This is a genomic window from Halorubellus litoreus (genome assembly GCF_055378595.1).
The window spans coordinates 849,404-866,721 of record NZ_AP043836.1; the positions used below are offsets into that span (position 1 = coordinate 849,404).

General features: G+C 66.8%; 19 protein-coding genes, 1 tRNA gene and 1 pseudogene. 11 read left to right on the top strand and 10 right to left on the bottom strand.

What is annotated here, in order from left to right:
- Positions 1-16 precede the first annotated feature (16 nt).
- Positions 17-847 (top strand): carboxylating nicotinate-nucleotide diphosphorylase, encoded by an 831-nt coding sequence (gene nadC, locus ACZ48X_RS08360; RefSeq protein ID WP_336352364.1) that lies wholly within the window; start codon positions 17-19, stop codon positions 845-847.
- A gap of 117 nt (positions 848-964) precedes the next feature.
- Here nadC and ACZ48X_RS08365 read toward each other — a convergent pair whose 3' ends face one another.
- The 4 genes from ACZ48X_RS08365 to gpmI all read right to left on the bottom strand — a co-directional run bounded on the left by ACZ48X_RS08365 (position 965) and on the right by gpmI (position 4,722).
- Positions 965-1,402, bottom strand: coding sequence for a methylated-DNA--[protein]-cysteine S-methyltransferase (locus ACZ48X_RS08365; protein ID WP_336352365.1), 438 nt, complete (start codon positions 1,400-1,402; stop codon positions 965-967).
- A gap of 141 nt (positions 1,403-1,543) precedes the next feature.
- Positions 1,544-2,332 carry a hypothetical protein gene (locus ACZ48X_RS08370; RefSeq protein ID WP_336352366.1) on the bottom strand — a complete coding sequence of 263 codons (789 nt, stop codon included), beginning with the start codon at positions 2,330-2,332 and terminating at the stop codon, positions 1,544-1,546.
- Between the two features lie 87 nt (positions 2,333-2,419).
- Positions 2,420-3,043 (bottom strand): ferredoxin Fer, encoded by a 624-nt coding sequence (fer, locus tag ACZ48X_RS08375; protein ID WP_336352367.1) that lies wholly within the window; start codon positions 3,041-3,043, stop codon positions 2,420-2,422.
- 128 nt (positions 3,044-3,171) lie between these two features.
- Positions 3,172-4,722 (bottom strand): 2,3-bisphosphoglycerate-independent phosphoglycerate mutase, encoded by a 1,551-nt coding sequence (gene gpmI, locus ACZ48X_RS08380; RefSeq protein WP_336352368.1) that lies wholly within the window; start codon positions 4,720-4,722, stop codon positions 3,172-3,174.
- A gap of 631 nt (positions 4,723-5,353) precedes the next feature.
- Between gpmI and ACZ48X_RS08385 the strand changes: the two genes are divergently transcribed.
- The 7 genes and pseudogenes from ACZ48X_RS08385 to ACZ48X_RS08415 all read left to right on the top strand — a co-directional run bounded on the left by ACZ48X_RS08385 (position 5,354) and on the right by ACZ48X_RS08415 (position 10,010).
- On the top strand, positions 5,354-6,001 hold the full coding sequence (locus ACZ48X_RS08385) for an adenylate kinase (protein WP_336352369.1): 648 nt from the start codon (positions 5,354-5,356) through the stop codon (positions 5,999-6,001).
- Positions 6,002-6,092: 91 nt separating this feature from the next.
- Positions 6,093-7,013 carry a DUF106 domain-containing protein gene (locus ACZ48X_RS08390; RefSeq protein ID WP_464379845.1) on the top strand — a complete coding sequence of 307 codons (921 nt, stop codon included), beginning with the start codon at positions 6,093-6,095 and terminating at the stop codon, positions 7,011-7,013.
- A 72-nt stretch (positions 7,014-7,085) separates the two neighbouring features.
- Positions 7,086-7,217 (top strand): annotated as a pseudogene (locus ACZ48X_RS08395) ((d)CMP kinase); the annotation flags it as partial.
- A gap of 152 nt (positions 7,218-7,369) precedes the next feature.
- On the top strand, positions 7,370-8,290 hold the full coding sequence (locus ACZ48X_RS08400; protein WP_336352371.1) for a DUF106 domain-containing protein: 921 nt from the start codon (positions 7,370-7,372) through the stop codon (positions 8,288-8,290).
- Positions 8,291-8,362: 72 nt separating this feature from the next.
- Positions 8,363-8,950, top strand: coding sequence for a (d)CMP kinase (gene cmk, locus ACZ48X_RS08405; RefSeq protein WP_336352372.1), 588 nt, complete (start codon positions 8,363-8,365; stop codon positions 8,948-8,950).
- The gene (locus tag ACZ48X_RS08410; protein WP_336352373.1) at positions 8,950-9,873 is read left to right on the top strand and encodes an RNA-guided pseudouridylation complex pseudouridine synthase subunit Cbf5; all 924 of its coding nucleotides are present in this window, start codon (positions 8,950-8,952) and stop codon (positions 9,871-9,873) included. The genes cmk and ACZ48X_RS08410 overlap by 1 nt, the downstream gene beginning before the upstream one ends.
- A 66-nt stretch (positions 9,874-9,939) precedes the next feature.
- Positions 9,940-10,010 (top strand) — tRNA-Pro (locus ACZ48X_RS08415).
- 144 nt (positions 10,011-10,154) lie between these two features.
- On the opposite strand, the gene ACZ48X_RS08420 is transcribed toward ACZ48X_RS08415, so the two are convergent.
- The 6 genes from ACZ48X_RS08420 to ACZ48X_RS08445 all read right to left on the bottom strand — a co-directional run bounded on the left by ACZ48X_RS08420 (position 10,155) and on the right by ACZ48X_RS08445 (position 13,403).
- On the bottom strand, positions 10,155-10,445 hold the full coding sequence (locus ACZ48X_RS08420; RefSeq protein ID WP_336352374.1) for a hypothetical protein: 291 nt from the start codon (positions 10,443-10,445) through the stop codon (positions 10,155-10,157).
- A gap of 102 nt (positions 10,446-10,547) precedes the next feature.
- Positions 10,548-11,012, bottom strand: coding sequence for a type IV pilin domain-containing protein (locus ACZ48X_RS08425; protein WP_464379846.1), 465 nt, complete (start codon positions 11,010-11,012; stop codon positions 10,548-10,550).
- Positions 11,013-11,033: 21 nt separating this feature from the next.
- Entirely contained in the window at positions 11,034-11,525 is a 492-nt protein-coding gene (locus tag ACZ48X_RS08430; RefSeq protein ID WP_336352376.1) for a type IV pilin N-terminal domain-containing protein, read from the bottom strand.
- Entirely contained in the window at positions 11,526-11,954 is a 429-nt protein-coding gene (locus tag ACZ48X_RS08435) for a type IV pilin N-terminal domain-containing protein (RefSeq protein ID WP_336352377.1), read from the bottom strand. It abuts the gene before it with no gap.
- Between the two features lie 28 nt (positions 11,955-11,982).
- Positions 11,983-12,366 (bottom strand): type IV pilin N-terminal domain-containing protein, encoded by a 384-nt coding sequence (locus tag ACZ48X_RS08440; RefSeq protein WP_336352378.1) that lies wholly within the window; start codon positions 12,364-12,366, stop codon positions 11,983-11,985.
- 545 nt (positions 12,367-12,911) lie between these two features.
- The gene (locus tag ACZ48X_RS08445; protein ID WP_336352379.1) at positions 12,912-13,403 is read right to left on the bottom strand and encodes a hypothetical protein; all 492 of its coding nucleotides are present in this window, start codon (positions 13,401-13,403) and stop codon (positions 12,912-12,914) included.
- A gap of 204 nt (positions 13,404-13,607) precedes the next feature.
- Here ACZ48X_RS08445 and ACZ48X_RS08450 point away from each other — a divergent pair, with 204 nt between their 5' ends.
- The 3 genes from ACZ48X_RS08450 to ACZ48X_RS08460 all read left to right on the top strand — a co-directional run bounded on the left by ACZ48X_RS08450 (position 13,608) and on the right by ACZ48X_RS08460 (position 17,260).
- A complete protein-coding gene (locus tag ACZ48X_RS08450; protein ID WP_336352380.1) occupies positions 13,608-14,303 on the top strand; it encodes a DUF7504 family protein in 696 nt (231 codons plus the stop codon).
- A 207-nt stretch (positions 14,304-14,510) separates the two neighbouring features.
- Positions 14,511-15,029, top strand: a complete 519-nt coding sequence (locus ACZ48X_RS08455; protein WP_336352381.1) for a universal stress protein — start codon at positions 14,511-14,513, stop codon at positions 15,027-15,029.
- A complete protein-coding gene (locus tag ACZ48X_RS08460) occupies positions 15,026-17,260 on the top strand; it encodes an amino acid permease (RefSeq protein WP_336352382.1) in 2,235 nt (744 codons plus the stop codon). The genes ACZ48X_RS08455 and ACZ48X_RS08460 overlap by 4 nt, the downstream gene beginning before the upstream one ends.
- The last annotated feature ends 58 nt before the right edge of the window (positions 17,261-17,318 follow it).

Below are 17,318 nucleotides of genomic sequence, written 5' to 3' on the forward strand. Positions count from 1 at the left end.
GGCGGGAGGGTCGGCGATGATAACGGACGCGGACGTCGAACGGTGGCTGCGCGAGGACGTCGGCCATCACGACGTGACGAACGACGTCTCAGGCGAGACGACGGGGCGGCTCGTCGCGAAGGAGGCTGGCGTCGCGGCGGGACTCGCGGCCGCCGAGGCGGTGTTCGGGTACCTCGGCGTGGACGTCACGGAGCGCGTCGACGACGGCGACCGGGTCGCTGCGGGCGACGTGGTGCTGCGGACGTCGGGGGCGGCGCGCGAGACGCTACGCGCCGAGCGCGTCGCGGTGAACGTCGCGGGGCACGCGTCGGGCGTGGCGACGAAGACGCGTCGCGCGGTCGACACCGCCCGCGAGTTCAGCGACGACGTCGCTATCGTAGCGACTCGGAAGACGACACCAGGGCTGCGTGGGGTCGAGAAGCGCGCGGTCGTCGCCGGCGGTGGCGACACGCACCGCCTGGACCTCTCGCACATGGTGATGGTGAAGGACAACCACGTCGCCGAGATGGGGCTCGAGGACGCTGTCGCACACTTCCGCGAGCGAGCGTCGTTCGCGACGAAGATAGAGGTGGAAGCGGAGACGCGCGAGGAGGCCGTGCGCGCGGTCGACGCGGGCGCGGACGTCGTCCTCCTCGACAACATGGACCCGGAGACGACCGCGTCGGTCGCGGCGGCTGTCCGCGACGCCGCCGTCGCCGGCGGCCGCGAGGTCGTCGTCGAGGCCTCCGGCGGCATCACCGTCGGCGACGTCCCCGCGTACGCCGACGCCGGCGTCGACGTCGTCTCCATGGGGAGCCTCACGCACTCCGCGCGCAGCCTCGACTACTCGTTCCGTACCGGCGACTGAACGCGCTCGCGAGTCGACGTCGCCGGCGGCTGGCGTATCTGAGGTCGGCGTCGCCGGGGGCCGGCGTCAGAGGGGGTCGGCGTCGCCGGGGTCTGCGTCGCCCAGGTCGGCGTTCCGTCAGTCGCGTCCGGGGAGCGTCGACTGTCGCGTGCCGTCGTCGCCCTCGACGTTCCTGGTTTCGTGCTCGAGGAGCCGGCGCTTCGTGTCGACGCCGTCGCCGCCGGAGTATCCGCGGAGGCCGCCGTCGCTCGCGACGACGCGATGGCAGGGGACGACCACGGGGACGGGGTTGCGCGCGCAGGCGCCACCGACGGCGACCGCGCTCGTGTCGAGGTCGCGTGCGAGGGCGCCGTACGTTCGCGTCTCGTCGTAGGGGATTTCGGTCATCGCGCGCATCACGTCGCCCGTGAAGTCGTCGGGGTAGGCGACGGCGACGTCGAACGTGCGGCGCTCGCCACGCGCGTACTCGCGGAGTTCGCGGCGGAGGGCGTCGGGCGGGGCGTCGACGAACGCGTCGTCGATCCGGACGGTGGCGTCGAAGAGCGAGAAGTCCATGGGGTTCGGGTGGTCGACGGACGGTTCGGTCGACGGTCGCTTAAGCCCTCGCGTGCACGACCCGTGACGCGTGGCCGGCGGCCGCTCGGCGTCGAGGCGACGCGCCCGGCGTCGTCGGGGCTGGCAGCCGGGTCGCGGGGACTACAGTTCGCGCTGGAGTGCAACGATGACGCCGACGACCGCGCCGACGACGACCGCAGCGACGAGGAGCGCAACGACCGAGAGCGGGTCCGTCGGGACGCCCGGGAGCGTCGGGACGCTCGGGAGACCGCCACCGCCGCCACCACCGCCACCGCCGGTTCCGCCGGCGAGGAGGTCGAGGACCGCGTCGACGCCGCCCCGGGAGAGCGCCCGCCCGAGGAAGTCGACGAGGACGATGCCCACCGACCCCAGTATCGCCCAGTTCACGTACTCGCGTATCTCGGCGACGCGCGCATCGTCGATACCGTCGCCGACTGCGTCGTACCCGTAGTCGACGCCCGTCGGCGAGTCCTCGGCGAACAAGAGCTGCCAGGCGACCCGCGCGGCGGGCCCGCTCGTCGCGGCCTTCGCGAGCATCGCGACGACGACGAGCCCGAGCGTGACGAGCGCGCCGTCGTCCCACCAGATGTCCCGTACCTGGTTCGGGTTCCGGAGCGTCACGTACACCGTGCCCGTGAGGCCGGCGAGCGGGAGGCTCGCGAGCCACCACACCTGGAAGACGAACCCGCTGAGGCCGCGTGGCTCGAACAGCCACGTCGCCGCGGCGACGAGCGCGAACGCGACGAAGAGGTTCCTGACGCGCCCGCGGACGACCTCGAGGTGACGGCTCTGCTCCCATCGCTCGATGACCGACGACGCGACGGAGACGACGCGCTCGCGGTCGAAGCTCCCGTCCGGCCCCGTCAGCGAGTCGTCCTCGCCCTCGGCACCAGTCCAATCTCGGGACACGCCCGACCGTTCTCTCGCCGACGTATTCGGCTTTCCGGTGTCAGAAACGAAATGCGAACTGGTCGACGCTGCCGCGATAACGGTCGGTCAGCTCGGTCGCGGCGGCAGGAGGTGCTCCTCGAGCTCGGGGAGGTCCTTGACGTTGAACACGACCTGCATGTCGCTCGTCGCTGGCGTCCCGATACAGGAGAGCAGGATCCCGCGCTCGGTGAGCTCCTCGGGGAGCACGTGGTCGTGGAAGACGTCCATCTCGCCGGAGACGACCGCGACAGCGCAGTTCGCGCACGCACCACCGCGACACGAGAACGGCCAGTCGAAGCCGGCGTCCTCGGCGGCTTCGAGCACGCTGTCGTCGCCCTCGACGACGAACGTCCCGTGCGTAGCGTCGTCGAACCGGACGCGGTTGGCCTTCTCGAAGAGGTCGTCGTCGTCGAGACTCCAGCCTTGCTCGACGATGGCGTCGTAGTCGAGGTACTCGACGACGGACTCGGTACGAGCGAGGGTCTCGCCCTCCTCGTCGGCCGCGACCTCGTCCCAGTCGCGGCCGCCGCCAGCGGACAGCTCCTCGTAGGCGGCCTTGACGAGTCGGAACTGGCGGCGCGTCCCGCCCTGGTCGGGATGGGTCTCCTTCGCGCGCTGTCGATAGGCGCGACGGATCTCGTCCTCCCCCGCGTCCCGGTCGACCCCCAGCACGTCGAACGGACTCTGCACACGCCCTCTAGCAACAGGAATCAAATAAACTCCCGCACTGCGGCGTGATTCGCGGTATCACGCCACACGCTCCGGGGCGGGTCGCGGGCCGCACTCAGCCGCGGGCCGCGCTCGATAGCGCGCCGCAGTCAGTCGTCGACGACGAGCAGCGACTCGCCGGTCATCGCGGCCGGTTTCGGGACGTCCGCGAGGTGCAGGAGCGTCGGCGCGACGTCGCAGAGCGACCCGTCCTCGCGGACGCGAACGCCGCCGTCGGTGCCGTCCGCGTCGACGAAGACGAACGGGACGTCGTTGTACGTGTGCGCCGTGTGTGGATCTTCCTCCGTCCCCATGTCGTCGGCGTTCCCGTGGTCCGCGGTCACGACGAGGTCGCCGCCAGCGGCCTGGACGGCTTCCGCGAGCCGCCCGAGCTGGGTGTCGACGGCCTCCACGGCCTCCACGGCGGCCCGATAGTCGCCCGTGTGGCCGACCATGTCCGGGTTCGCGTAGTTCAACACGAGGACGTCCGGGTCGTCGCGCTCGATACGCGCGATAGCCGCGTCCGTGAGCGCTCGGGCGCTCATCGCGGGCGTCTCGTCGTACGTCGGGACGTCCGGGCTCTCGATTATCTCCCGGCTCTCGCCGTCGAACGCGCCCTCGCGGCCGCCGTTCAGGAAGTACGTGACGTGCGCGTACTTCTCGGATTCGGCCATCCGCAACTGGGTCTTCCCGGCGTCGGCGAGCACCTCCCCGAAGACGTCCTCGGGGTACGTCGGCGGGTACGCGACCGGGACGTCGAACTCCTCGTCGTACTCCGTCATCGTCACCAGTCGGAGCTTCGGCGCCTCCGGCCACTCGACGTCGGACTCGGCGACGGAGTCGTCCGCGGGCGGGTCGTTCGCGAGCATCCTGGTGAGCTGGCGCGCGCGGTCCGCGCGGAAGTTGAAGAACACGACCGCGTCCCCCGACTCCAGGCCGTCGTGGTCGCCGACCGTCGTCGGCTCCACGAACTCGTCGGTGTCGCCGCGCTCGTAACTCGCCTCGGCCGCCTCGACCGCCGACGCGGCGTGATGGTCGGCCTCTCGATCGACGATGGCGTCGTACGCCGCCTTCGTGCGCTCCCAGTTCCGGTCGCGGTCCATCCCGTAGTAGCGGCCCGTCACCGACGCCACGTCCCCAGTACCGTGGTCGTCGACGACCGCCTCGAGGTCCGCGAGGAATCCCGCACCCGACTCGGGCGCGGTGTCGCGACCGTCCGTGAACGCGTGCGTCACCGCGTCCACGCCCCGGTCGGCCGCCATCTCCACGAGCGCGTGCAGGTGCGCCTGACTCGAGTGCACGCCACCGTCGCTCACGAGCCCCACGAAGTGCACGCGTCCGCCCGTGTCCGCGGCGTACTCGAACGCCGACGCCAAGCCGTCGTTCTCGAAGAACGACCCGTCCTCGATGGCGTCACTGATGCGCGTGTACTCCTGCCGGACGACGCGTCCCGCGCCGATGTTCAGATGCCCGACCTCCGAGTTCCCCATCTGGCCGTCCGGCAGCCCGACGCGCCGCCCCGACACCGAGAGCCGACCGCGCGCGCCCTGTCGACTCAACCGGTCGAACACCGGCGTATGCGCCGCCTCGACCGCATCCCGGTGGTCCCCCGGGTCGTCGTTCAATCCCCAACCGTCGAGCACGACGAGTGAAACGTCCATACGCCACGCGTCGCGCGCCGGTCACAAGTACCGTTCGCCTCCAACCTTTTTTGTGCGGAGGGTCGCCTCGCCCTTCGGGCGCTCCGGCGACCCCCACTTGAAAAAACGTTGATGGAAAAAGGCCGAGCGACTCGATCGCTTCGCTCGCTCGCGCTCGGTGGGTATCCTGGACGACACAGCGACCGCGGCCGCGACCGCACCGTAGCGTCAGTATCTCGCTCGATTCCGTCGCCGTCCTCGCCTCCGCGTGGCGGGCCGCCGCGATTGGGTTTACATGTTCTGTAAACCTCGTCGGGTTCGAGTCACGGACGGTGCCCCGTCCTGGACGCAGCGTCCCGCGCCACGCCCTCCCCAGCCGACTCCCGCTCGATAGACTCGCGGGAACCTCCCACGGTATCGACGCAGCCGCGCTCGCCGAAGCGAGCGCGACTGCGACACCGCGCGCCAACCGGTCGCCGAACGCTCACGTCGGGCTCGCATCGGTGTCGCATCGGTCTCGCGTCGGTCTCGCGTCGGATGCTCGCGTCGGATGCTCGGGTCGGGCTCGAATGGGGTTGCAAGGAGCGGAAAGCCCCGGTAACATCGAGCGCGTTTCTACAACGATTTAAACCCGGCCCGTGACGTCCCGTGTATGAGCAACCCGCACGTACTCATCCTCGGCGCACCGGGCGCAGGCAAAGGCACGCAGTCCGCACGCATCGCCGACGCGTTCGACGTCGAGCACGTCACCACGGGCGACGCGCTCCGCGCGAACAAGGACATGGACATCAGCGACATGGATACCGAGTACGACACGCCCCGCGAGTACATGGAAGCCGGCGACCTCGTCCCCGACGCCGTCGTCAACGCCATCGTCGAGGAAGCGCTCTCGACCGCCGACGGCTACGTCCTCGACGGCTACCCGCGGAACCTCGAACAGGCCAAAGAACTCGAGGACATGACCGAGCTCGACGTCATCCTCCACCTCGACGTGTCCCGCGACGAACTCGTCGACCGCCTCACCGGCCGCCGCGTCTGCGACGACTGCGGAACGAACTACCACGTCGAGTTCGACCAGCCCGAAGTCGAGGGCGTCTGCGACGACTGCGGCGGCGACCTCGTGCAGCGCGACGACGACACCGAAGAAGCCGTCCAGAACCGCCTCGACGTCTTCGACGACAACACCCAGCCCGTCATCGACCACTACAGCGACCGCGACGACTTCGTCGCCGTCGACGGCGAACGCGCCCCCGACGCCGTCTGGGACGACGTCGAAGCCGCCATCGAATCGAACGCCTGACCGCGACCATCGGCGGTCGCCCGGTCCGGTGGGGCGTTCCGGGAGACCCAGAGTAAAAGCTTCTTTACCGGGCATCGCTTAGGGCCTGCAAATGGCGCGTACCGCGGAGAAGGCGGCGACGCTCGCGAACGAGAGCGCGGAGATGCGCGACGCGCTCGAGACCGTTCGCAGCGTCGCAGACGAGAACGACGGCGTGGTCCGCTGGACGGACGTGAAAGACGACATCTCGTCCGGCCAGTGGGGTCGCCTCCTCGAGAAGGACATCCTCGTCGACGGCGACGACGGCTTCGAGTTCGCCGACGCCGACGCCGTCGCGGACGTCCTCGACGGGAACGGCGACGACGACCACGAGATAGAGGACATCCCCGAGGTCGAGGACTCCGGCTCCAGCTGGAAGACTCGCGACAAGGCAGCCGGCGTCCTCACGCTCGTCCTCATGGCCGGGTACTACTTCGAGCCCATCCGGTCTGTCGTCGGTGGCGTCGTCGACCTCGTCCTCGGGCCACTGGACGCCGCGCTCCCGTTCTACGCGGTCATCCTCAGCATCTCGCTCGTGACCGGCCTGTACTCGTCGGTCCTTCAGGCGAACATGGTCGACCAGGACAAGGTCGCGGCGTACCAGGAGAAGTTCCAGGCGCTCCAGGAGCGCGAGCAGGAGGCGAAGGAACGCGGCGACGACGCGGCCGTCGACCGCATCCAGGAGGAACGCATGGACGCGATGGGCGACCAGATGAACATGATGAAAGAGAACTTCCGCCCGATGGCGTGGATCACGCTCCTCACCATCCCCGCGTTCCTCTGGATGTACTGGATGATCGGGACGCGCGGCGGCGCCGGCCACCTCCAGGGCCTCGAGCAGACCGTCGTGATGCCGTTCGCGGGCGAGGTGACGTGGCAGAACGGTAGCATCGGCCCGATTCCGGCGTGGATCGCGTTCTACTTCCTGTGCTCGATGGGGTTCACACAGGTGATGCGGAAGGCGCTCGACCTCGACACCCCGACGCCGTCCTGAGACAGGGCAGCGTTCCCGCCAGCGGTCGCGACAAGTCGCAATTCCTTCTACCGCGACGGCCGGAGGACGCACATAGCAATCACGGTCTCCGGACCGCCGGGTAGCGCCAAGAGCACCGGCGCGCCGGCGCTCGCCGACGAACGCGGGGACACGCCCCTCGAGTTCGACACGCTCGCCGAGGAGGACGACCAGATCGACCGCGACCCCGAGTCTCCCGCGAGGACTTCGTCGCCGTCGACGGCGAACGCGCGCCCGACGCCCCCTACTCGCAGTCCATCTCAGGCCGCGGTGGAGAGTAAATCAGGCCGCGGTGGAGAGTAAAAGCTTCTTTACCGGGCATCGCTTAGGGCCTGGAAATGGCGCGTACCGCGGAGAAGGCGGCGACACTGGCGAACGAGAGCGCGGAGATGCGCGACGCGCTCGAGACCGTTCGCAGCGTCGCCGACGAGAACGACGGCGTGGTCCGCTGGACGGACGTGAAAGACGACATCTCGTCCGGCCAGTGGGGTCGCCTCCTCGAGAAGGACATCCTCGTCGACGGCGACGACGGCTTCGAGTTCGCCGACGCCGACGCTGTCGCAGACGTCCTCGACGGGAACGGCGACGACGACTACGAGATGGAGGACATCCCCGAGGTCGAGGACTCCGGCTCCAGCTGGAAGACTCGCGACAAGGCAGCCGGCGTCCTCACGCTCGTCCTCATGTCCGGGTACTACTTCGATCCGATAATGCAGATCGTCGGTGGTGCATTCGACCTCGTCCTCGGGCCACTGGACGCCGCGCTCCCGTTCTACGCGGTCATCCTCAGCATCTCGCTCGTGACCGGCCTGTACTCGTCAGTCCTCCAGGCGAACATGGTCGACCAGGACAAGGTCGCGGCGTACCAGGAGAAGTTCCAGGCGCTCCAGGAGCGCGAGAAGGAAGCCAAAGAGCGGGACGACGACGCGGCCGTCGACCGCATCCAGGAGGAACGCATGGACGCGATGGGCGACCAGATGAACATGATGAAAGAGAACTTCCGCCCGATGGCGTGGATCACGCTCCTCACCATCCCCGCGTTCCTCTGGATGGCCTGGATGATCGGGATTCGCGGTTCCGCCGGCCACCTCCAGGGCCTCGAGCAGACCGTCGTGATGCCGTTCGCGGGCGAAGTGTCGTGGCAGAACGGTAGCATCGGCCCGCTCCCCGCGTGGATCGCGTTCTACTTCCTGTGCTCGATGGGGTTCCAGCAAGTGATGCGGAAGGCGCTCGACCTCGACACCCCGACGCCGTCCTGAGACAGGGCGGCGTTCCCGCCAACGGTCGCGACAAGTCACAATTCCTTTTACCGCGACGGCCGGAGGATGCATATGTTAATCACGGTCTCCGGCCCGCCGGGCAGCGGGAAGAGCACGGCCGCGCCCGCGTTGGCCGACGCGTTCGACCTCGAACACATCTCCGGTGGCGACATCTTCCGCGACCTCGCCGACGAACGCGGCTACACGCCACTCGAGTTCAACAAGCTCGCCGAGGAGAACGACCAGATCGACCGCGACCTCGACGCGCGCCTCCAGAAGATCGCTCGCGAGCGCGAGGACGTCGTGCTGGAATCGCGACTCGCCGGCTGGCTCGCCGGCGACCACGCCGACTTCAGGTTCTGGCTTGACGCGCCCGTCTCCGTGCGCGGTGCCCGTATCGCCGACCGCGAAGGGAAGGACCCCGAGGCCGCCGCCGAGGAGACCGCGGCGCGCGAATCCAGCGAAGCGAAACGCTACATGGAGTACTACGGCATCGATATCGAGGACCGCTCGATCTACGACCTGTCGATGAACACCGCGCGCTGGGGCGAGGACGCGATGGTCGACCTGCTCGTCGACGCCGTCGAAGCGTACGACCAGACGGCGGACGAAGGCATGGAGCCCGTCGACCTGACCGTCGACCTCGCCGTCGAGGGCTGATGCTTCGGTCCGCACCAGCCGACCGGACGCCCGCCGAACTCCTCGCGTTCGGCGTCGTGAACCTCGACAAACCCCCGGGGCCGAGCGCGCACCAGGTCGCCGCGTGGGTGCGCGACGCCGCCAGCGACGCGCTCGAAGACGCACAGGCCGCGGGGCGTGCTCGCGAGGACCTCTCGGTCGACGGTGCGGCGCACGCCGGGACGCTCGACCCGAAGGTCACGGGCTGCCTCCCGATGCTCACCGGCGACGCGACCCGCGTCGCGCAAGCGTTCGGCGAAGGCGAGAAGGAGTACGTGAGCGTCCTGGAACTCCACGCGGACGCCCCGAGCGACCTGGAAGCCGTCGTCGCCGAGTTCGAAGGCGAGATATACCAGAAGCCGCCGCGGAAGTCCGCGGTCTCCCGCCGGCTCCGCACCCGCGAGATCTTCGAGCTGGACGTCCTCGAGGTCGAGCAGCGTCGCGCACTCCTGCGCATCCGCTGCGAGCCCGGGACGTATATCCGAAAGCTCTGTCACGACGTCGGGCTCGCCGCCGGCACCGGCGCGCACATGGGACACCTCCGGCGGACCGCGACCACGCCGTTCGACGACACCACGCTCGTCACCCTCCACGACCTCGTCGACGCCATCCACGACTGGCTCGACGACGGCGACGACGCCCCGCTCCGCGACGTCCTCCAGCCCGCCGAACGCGCACTCGAACACCTCCCCACGGTGACCATCGCACCGAGCGCCGCCGAAGCCGTCGCCGACGGCGCCCCCATCTACGCCCCCGGCGTCATCGACGCCCCCAACCCCGACGACGTCGACGGCATCGTCGCCGCCTACACCCCGAACGACGCCGTCGTCGCCCTCGGCCGCCTCACCGGCGACCCACGTGCAGAGAGCGGCGAAGTCGTCACCCTCGAGCGCGTGCTCGTCTAGCAAACCACGAGCAGGCGCACCCGAAACGACACCCTTAAACACGAACCGACCAATCGTCTGAATACAGGGACCGTGGGGTAGTGGTATCCTCTGCGGATGGGGTCCGTAGGACCCGAGTTCGACTCTCGGCGGTCCCACTTTTCGCGACGCCAAACGAGGAGCGTAGCGACGAGTGCGCGCGTCGCGAAAATGGGAGCAGGGAGCGAGCGCAGCGAGCGACCGTGGTCCCACGTGTCGTTCCATCGCTCTCCAACGACGGAGAGTACGGTCACCAGCGTCGCTCAAACGTCCGATTCCGGGAGTGAAGGCCTCTTGTTCTGCGGGTCGTCGCCGTCGGAGATCATCCCGATCCAGTCGCCGAGCGCGACCTCGTTCGTGATGGAGATCCAGACGGCGCCGGCAACGACGAGGAGTGCCGCCCACGTCACGCCGGTCGAGCCCAGCGAGAACGCGGTGTCGCTGCGGCTGAACCCGTAGATGCTGATGGTTCCGATCTCGGTCAGGCCGATTGCACCGAGGACGATGGCCGCGACGCCGGGAGCGTCCTCGGAATCGAATTCGCCAGTAGTCATGTGCTACAGGCTTCACGACCAGAAACCAGCGTAAAAACCTCTCACCGAGAGCAGAACCGCGACCGTCGCCTGGGATTGTCGGTTAGGATAGGTAGAGAACGGTCAGTTGAGCGTCCCAGACCCGAGAACCTGCGACTTCTGGCCGTTGTTCCAGATGACCTTCACAGTGTCGTCGGACTGGAAGATATCGCTGGAGTCTTCCTGTAGTCCGAGGGTATCCCCAGATTGAATCTCGTCTCCACTCCACGTCTTACCGCCGTAGGGGGAGACATCAGTCGTCGTGCCGTCAGCCCATAGCTCGGTGCCGTCTTGGTGGACCACAGTGACGAACCGCGACTTGACGCTGTCGCCACCGACTATCGTGATGTCGACCGTGTCATCGCTCCCAACCGTGCCCCATTTCACTTCAACCGACGCTGATGGTGTTTCTTTCGTCGACTCTTCCGCCAGTCCAAGCGCGAACGTTCCCACCGCCGCTGCGAGGATAACCGTCACCGCCACCATCAAAACGACACCGATGGTCGATGACACTGCATTCTCGTCCGTAAGTATTCTACTGACTTGCATAAAAAAATCGCAGCCCGTTTGTTAGGGCAGCTCTCCTTCAGCGATGATCTGCGAGCTGTCGCTTTGCTGCGAGCTCCAGACCACCGTGATGCTATCGTCACTTTCCCAAGTATCACTGGGAGTGTTCGTTGACGGGTCGCTCAGAGTGTAGGAACTACCAGCGGTCCATGGATCAGAGGGCGAACTCACACTAACACCAGCCGCAGGTCCGTTGCTAGTCGTCGCATCATTGCCCTCAATGTTCACCGTGAGCGTACCGGTGGGAATCGAGTCACCACCATCGTGGCTAATCGTCACGGATTCATCGTCACCGCTGTCACCGAACCCTGACGTTGAGCCACCATCGTACTCGAATGATATGCTGGCTTGTGGCACCTGCTCTTGACTGCCGCCGATACCGAGCACGAACGCGCCGATCACGGCTGCGAGGATGACCGTAATCGCAACCATCAGGATGACCCCAATGACCGGGGACACCGCGTCTTCGTCAGTGAAGAGGTTCTTAATATTCATTTATGCACCATACTCGAATTCGCCAAGCACGGACGTCTTGTCCGACTGCTGGCTGCTCCAGACGAGCGACACCGAGTCTCCATCAGTACAACTCGTCGCGACTTCCAAAGTGCTACCTGCACTCCACTCGCTGCCGTAGGTACTACCGTCGTCTACGTCGCTACCGTCGGTGCAACTTCCGGAGTAAGCCGCATCCATCGTCCCAGAGCTAATCGGGTCTCCGCCTTCGTGGGTTGCTTCGACAACACCACTGGTACTCGTCTGCGAGAATGAGATACTCGCCTGCGGCACCTTTTCTTGACTGCCGCCGATACCGAGCACGAACGCGCCGATCACGGCTGCGAGGATGACTGTAATCGCGACCATCAGGATGACCCCGATGACCGGCGACACGGCGTCCTCGTCCGCGAAGAGGTTCTTCAGTTGCATTGTTTAGATGTCGTTTCAGTTGCATTGTTTAGATGTCGTGTTCTCCGATGACTGAGCTGGAATCCGAGGACGGGGAGTTCCAGACGATGGTAATGGAGTCACTCGCCGATCCAGTAGTGTACGTGTCACCAGCGGAGATGTCCGCGGACCAGTCGCCGTCGTCGCTACCGTCGACCTTGATATCAAGGGCAGTCGTAATCGTGTCCCCACCTTCGTGAGTTATCGTATAGGCGTTACCGGAGGTGCCCTCGAACGAGAAGCTGGCCTGCGGGACCTGTTCTTGGCTACCACCGATGCCGAGGACGAACGCGCCGATCACGGCTGCGAGGATGACTGTAATCGCGACCATCAGGATGACCCCGATGACCGGCGACACGGCGTCCTCGTCCGCGAAGAGGTTCTTCAGTTGCATTGTTGTAGTTTCCCACACCGGCTGACGGTTCACCCACCGTGCCGATGTTACCATTCAGATTAGAAGCGACTTACTTAATCCCACCGGCCATCAGTTCAGATTCCACTCTGTCAAGTGTGTCTGGAATTTGGTATAGGTCGGATTTCCCGCGTTCAATGGCGGCTTGAAGACCGTTCAAAACCGGCCACGTATTGTGTTTTTCCCAATCAATGATCGCACGCCAAGACACCCTATAAAATTCTGATACTAATATGGCGTTCTAAACTTGTAGGACAACATTTATATACGATTTGTAGTCGGCAGCCGCGAAACGTGGAGTGCGCGCCGGCCGCGCAGCCACGGTGTGGGTTGAGGGATGCCTCCCTCATCGAAGTGAAAACACCGTGCGCTTATACCCCTTACCGCCGATTCCTCCACCGAATCCAGGCGCTGAGCGAAGCTCGCGTAATCACGACCTACGGCCGCACGACCAGTTCCCTCACGTGCGAGGGCGAGAACGAGGGCGAGAGCGAAGAGGTGGTGTCAGCGAGTGACCGCGGGAAGCGTCAGGCGCGGCCGTTGAGCGGGCAGATGAAGAAGTTCGGTGGGCCGAAGTTCGGGCGGCCTTTGGTGACGTCGACGTAGTCGGCGTCGAGAACGTCCGATTCGCGGGTGAGGGGTGCGTCGGCGTTGAACGCGTCGACGTCGGTTACCTCTGCGCTGTAGTGGACCCACTGGCCGCCGTTCCAGTCGCGATCGCCAGGCGCGGATTCGGAGACGAACGGCGACAGTTGCGCGTCGTCCGCGTCCATGTTCTCGACGGTCGGCTGCTCGCCGTCGTGCAGGAAGTAGATCGCGTCGCTCGGGGACGGTTCGCTGTCGAGCACTTTCACGACGTTCGTGCGGTACAGGACGTCGTTCGCGTACACGCGACCGACGCTACGGCCGTTCCCGCGTTCGCTGCCCTTCCCGGGGTTGGCGAGCGCGGTCGAGGCGGCGGTCGTTGCGGCGAGGGCCGCAATCGTCTGAAGGACGCGACGTCGCGTTAGGCGTGTCATAGGTAGCGTTCTCCGGAGGGAGATGTCCGGCTTCGAGGACGCCGAGTGAGGGATTATTCGTTTTGCGAACTCCGTGTAAACTCCCCGTAGAGTCCGTCTAGAATCAAGAACGAACCCGGCCAGCGACCGGATTCTGAAGTGAAGTGCCGTCAACGTTAAGCCCTAGAAAACGAGAATTCGAGTGATGCGAACGGGTGGAATCACGTGTCCGACCGAAAGAACGTAGCGAGCGCCATCCCGGATGGGAGTCTCGCCGGTGCCGGGAGCGTCCTCGTCGCGGGGACGTCGAAGGACGTGCTCCGGGGAGTACCGACGGGACTGCTCGACCGCGCCGCGAACGACGGTGACGGCGTGGTCGCGGTGACGACCGACCTCGAACCGCGGACGCTCGTCGACCGCATCGAGCGGCGCGTCTCGGGCATCGCTCGCGACGACGTGGCGGTCGTGGACGCGCGACCACAGGGCGAAGCGGTACGCGCGAACCCGCGGCCGCTACACTGGCGCGTGCGGTCGCCGATGGACCTCACGGGCACGAGTCAAGCGGTCCACGAGTGCCTGTCGACGCTGTTCGACCGCGGCGTGTCGACGCGGCACGTCGTGTTCGATTCGCTGTCGCGGCTCGTCCTCGGCGGGGACGTCGAGACGGTCGCGCGGTTCACGCACCAGTTGCTCGTGCTCGGGGACGCACCCGATGCACTCGGCGTCTATCCGATGTACACGAACACGACCGACGAGAGCGATCTCGCCCAGCTCGCGCATCTGTTCGGGGGGCGAGTCGACGTCCGACGTCGCGGCGGCCGACGAGAGCTCCGCTGTCGAGGCATCACCGACACGCCCCAGGAGTGGACGGCCGTCGAGTCGACCATGCCAGACCGCATCGGTGACGTCCGCGTGCGGTGACACGGACGAGTTACTTCGAAGTGCAGAACTCCCGGCAGGCGTGGTCCTGAGAGCGAAGTATTACGTAGCGGGACGCGCAAGCAGGCGTATGTCACGATTCACTGGAAGCGGCCGCTGTCGGGAGCGGGCCGCGTCCGTCCCTCGCCACGGTCGTTGCGACGACGAACCGACGGTCGCCACGTCGACGCCAGACGGCGGTGGTGGCGGATGAGGGACCTGCTCGCGTACCCGCTCGTGCCGGTGGCGAGCGAGGCGGACGCGGAGGCGACGCTCCACGCGCTCCTGCCGCGGCTCGACGCCGGCGCGACCATCGTCGTCTGTCACGTCATCGAGAAGTCCGGTGGGGGGGTCGACAAGGCAAGTGTGGAGCAACGCGAGGACCGCGCTCGAGAGATCTTCGACCACGTCGAAGCGCACTGTCGCGCCGCGGACGTCAGCGTCGAGACCCGCATCGACTACGGGACCGACGTCGCCGACACCGTGTTCGCCGCGGCCGCCGACATCGACGCGTCCTCGGTCGTGTTCACGCCCCGCGAGGGGTCGCGGTGGCTCCAGTTCCTCACCGGCGACACCACGCACGACCTCGTCACCGAGAACGACCGTCCCGTCGTCGTCCTCCCCGACGAAGCCGACGACGACGGTAGCGACGTCGACGCGACCGACGCGACCGATACAACCGACGCGACCGACGCGACCGATACAACCGACGCGGAGGGCGAACAGTGACCGACGAGGACCTCGCGAAGGACCTCGGCCCGCTCGCCGCACTCACCATCGGCGTCGGGACGATGATCGGCGCCGGTATCTTCGTCCTCCCGGGGGACGCCATCTCGCAGGCAGGGAGTCTCGCCGGTGGCGCGTTCGTCCTCGGTGGCGTCATCGCGCTGTTCACCGCGCTCTCCGCGAGCGAACTCGGCACCGCGATGCCGCGGTCGGGCGGCGCGTACTTCTACGTGAACCGCGCCCTCGGCCCCCTGTTCGGGTCCGTCGCCGGCTGGTCGAACTGGCTCGGGCTCGCGTTCGCGAGCGCGTTCTACATGGTCGGGTTCGGCGAGTACATCCGGAACATCTTCGGGCTCGCCACCGGGTACGCACTCCTCGGCGTCACCATCCCGACCGTGAAGACGATGGCGTTCGGCGGTGCAGCGCTGTTCATCACCGTGAACTACGTCGGTGCGAAGGAGACCGGGCGCCTCCAGAACGTCATCGTCGTCATCCTCCTCGGTATCCTCACCGTCTTCACCGCACTCGGCATCATGAACGCGCAACCGGCGAACCTCCCCGAGTCCAAGGGCGTGGACGCGATGCTCTCCACGACCGGCCTCATCTTCGTCTCCTACCTCGGGTTCGTCCAGATCACGAGCGTCGCCGAAGAGATCAAGGACCCCGACAAGAACCTGCCGCGCGCGGTCATCGGGAGCGTCCTCATCGTCACGACCGTGTACGCGCTCGTTCTCGTCGTCATGAGCGCCGCCGTCCCCGACGGCTTCATCGCGGGCCTGGACCCCGACAAGATCGCGGTCGTCGAGGTCGGCCGCCAGATACAGGGCGGGGTCGTCGCCGGCGCCCTCCTACTGGGTGGCCTGCTCGCCACCGCATCCAGCGCGAACGCGAGCATCCTCGCGTCCTCCCGCATCAACTTCGCGATGGGACGCGACCGCATCGTCACCCCGGACCTGAACGAGATCCACGAGCGCTTCGGGACGCCGTACCGCGCCATCGGGATCACGGGCGCACTCATCCTCGTCTTCATCCTCGTCGCCCCCATCAACACGCTCGCCGAACTCGGGAGCGTCCTCCACCTCGTCATCTACGGCCTCCTGAACCTCGCACTCATCGTGATGCGCGAAGCGAACGTCGAGGACTACGACCCCTCGTTCACCGTTCCGTTCTACCCGTTCACGCCCATCCTCGGCGCTCTCCTCTCGTTCGCACTCATCATCTACATCTCGCCGTTCGTCCGCTGGCTCGGCCTCGGCGTCGTCGCGTTCGCCGCCGGCTGGTACCTCCTCTACGCCCGCAGTCGAACGACCCAGGCTGGCGAACTCGCCGACTGGATCCTCTCGCGGAGCGACGAGATGCCCGACAGCGCCGTCGCCGCCGCCGAATCCGTCGCACCCGACGGCGGCCAGTACCGCGTGATGGTACCCTTGGCGAACCCGAAACACGAGAAGGACCTCATCACGCTCGCGAGCGCACTCGCCAAACAGAACGACGGCACCGTCATCGCAACCCACATCGTGACCGTCCCCGACCAGACGACGCTCGAGCACGCTCGCGACAACGTCGACGCGCTCGACGGCACGAACGACGAACTGCTCGCCGCCGCCCGCGAGGACGCCGAGACGTTCGGCGTGGACGTCGAGACGCACACCATCATCTCGCATCGCGCGTTCGAAGAAGTGTTCGACGCCGCCCGCACGTACAACGCCGACGTCTGCGTGATGGGCTGGGGGCCGCACTCGCACGGCCGCGCCGAATCACGCGTCGACGAACTGACGAGCGACGTCCCCTGTGACTTCCTCGTCCTCAAGGACCGCGGGTTCGACCCGGACCACCTCCTCGTCCCGACCGCCGGCGGTCCCGACAGCGACCTCTCCGCCGCCGTCGCACGCGACCTCCGCTCCGAATACGGCTCCACGGTCGAACTCCTGTACGTCCGCGACGACGACGAGAGCCGGGACGACGCCGGCGAGTTCCTCGCGGACTGGGCGGTCGACCACGACCTGAAGGACGCCGAGTTCACTATCGAAGAGGGCGACGTCGAGGAAGCCATCGAACGCCGCGCTCGCGACGCCACCATGCTCCTCGTCGGCGCGACCGAACGCGGCCTCATCAGTCGCCTCGTCGGCGGCACGCTCGTCATGGACGTCGTCGACGACGTCGACTGCTCGGTGCTGCTCGCCGAGAAGAAACGCCGCCGCACGCTCAAGGAACGCCTCTTCGGGAACGAATGACCGCACCGGCCTCGTCGACGTAGACGCCCGCGTCCGGAACGCGTTCTTCGATCACTAC

What these genes read in the sequence shown, in the direction of transcription:
- nadC (WP_336352364.1), top strand. Translation starts at nt 17, where the DNA reads ATGATAACGGACGCGGACGTCGAACGGTGGCTGCGCGAGGACGTCGGC.
- ACZ48X_RS08365 (WP_336352365.1), bottom strand. Translation starts at nt 1,402, where the DNA reads ATGGACTTCTCGCTCTTCGACGCCACCGTCCGGATCGACGACGCGTTC.
- gpmI (WP_336352368.1), bottom strand. Translation starts at nt 4,722, where the DNA reads ATGGACGTTTCACTCGTCGTGCTCGACGGTTGGGGATTGAACGACGAC.
- ACZ48X_RS08385 (WP_336352369.1), top strand. Translation starts at nt 5,354, where the DNA reads ATGAGCAACCCGCACGTACTCATCCTCGGCGCACCGGGCGCAGGCAAA.
- ACZ48X_RS08390 (WP_464379845.1), top strand. Translation starts at nt 6,093, where the DNA reads ATGGCGCGTACCGCGGAGAAGGCGGCGACGCTCGCGAACGAGAGCGCG.
- ACZ48X_RS08400 (WP_336352371.1), top strand. Translation starts at nt 7,370, where the DNA reads ATGGCGCGTACCGCGGAGAAGGCGGCGACACTGGCGAACGAGAGCGCG.
- cmk (WP_336352372.1), top strand. Translation starts at nt 8,363, where the DNA reads ATGTTAATCACGGTCTCCGGCCCGCCGGGCAGCGGGAAGAGCACGGCC.
- ACZ48X_RS08410 (WP_336352373.1), top strand. Translation starts at nt 8,950, where the DNA reads ATGCTTCGGTCCGCACCAGCCGACCGGACGCCCGCCGAACTCCTCGCG.
- ACZ48X_RS08420 (WP_336352374.1), bottom strand. Translation starts at nt 10,445, where the DNA reads ATGACTACTGGCGAATTCGATTCCGAGGACGCTCCCGGCGTCGCGGCC.
- ACZ48X_RS08425 (WP_464379846.1), bottom strand. Translation starts at nt 11,012, where the DNA reads ATGCAAGTCAGTAGAATACTTACGGACGAGAATGCAGTGTCATCGACC.
- ACZ48X_RS08430 (WP_336352376.1), bottom strand. Translation starts at nt 11,525, where the DNA reads ATGAATATTAAGAACCTCTTCACTGACGAAGACGCGGTGTCCCCGGTC.
- ACZ48X_RS08435 (WP_336352377.1), bottom strand. Translation starts at nt 11,954, where the DNA reads ATGCAACTGAAGAACCTCTTCGCGGACGAGGACGCCGTGTCGCCGGTC.
- ACZ48X_RS08440 (WP_336352378.1), bottom strand. Translation starts at nt 12,366, where the DNA reads ATGCAACTGAAGAACCTCTTCGCGGACGAGGACGCCGTGTCGCCGGTC.
- ACZ48X_RS08445 (WP_336352379.1), bottom strand. Translation starts at nt 13,403, where the DNA reads ATGACACGCCTAACGCGACGTCGCGTCCTTCAGACGATTGCGGCCCTC.
- ACZ48X_RS08455 (WP_336352381.1), top strand. Translation starts at nt 14,511, where the DNA reads ATGAGGGACCTGCTCGCGTACCCGCTCGTGCCGGTGGCGAGCGAGGCG.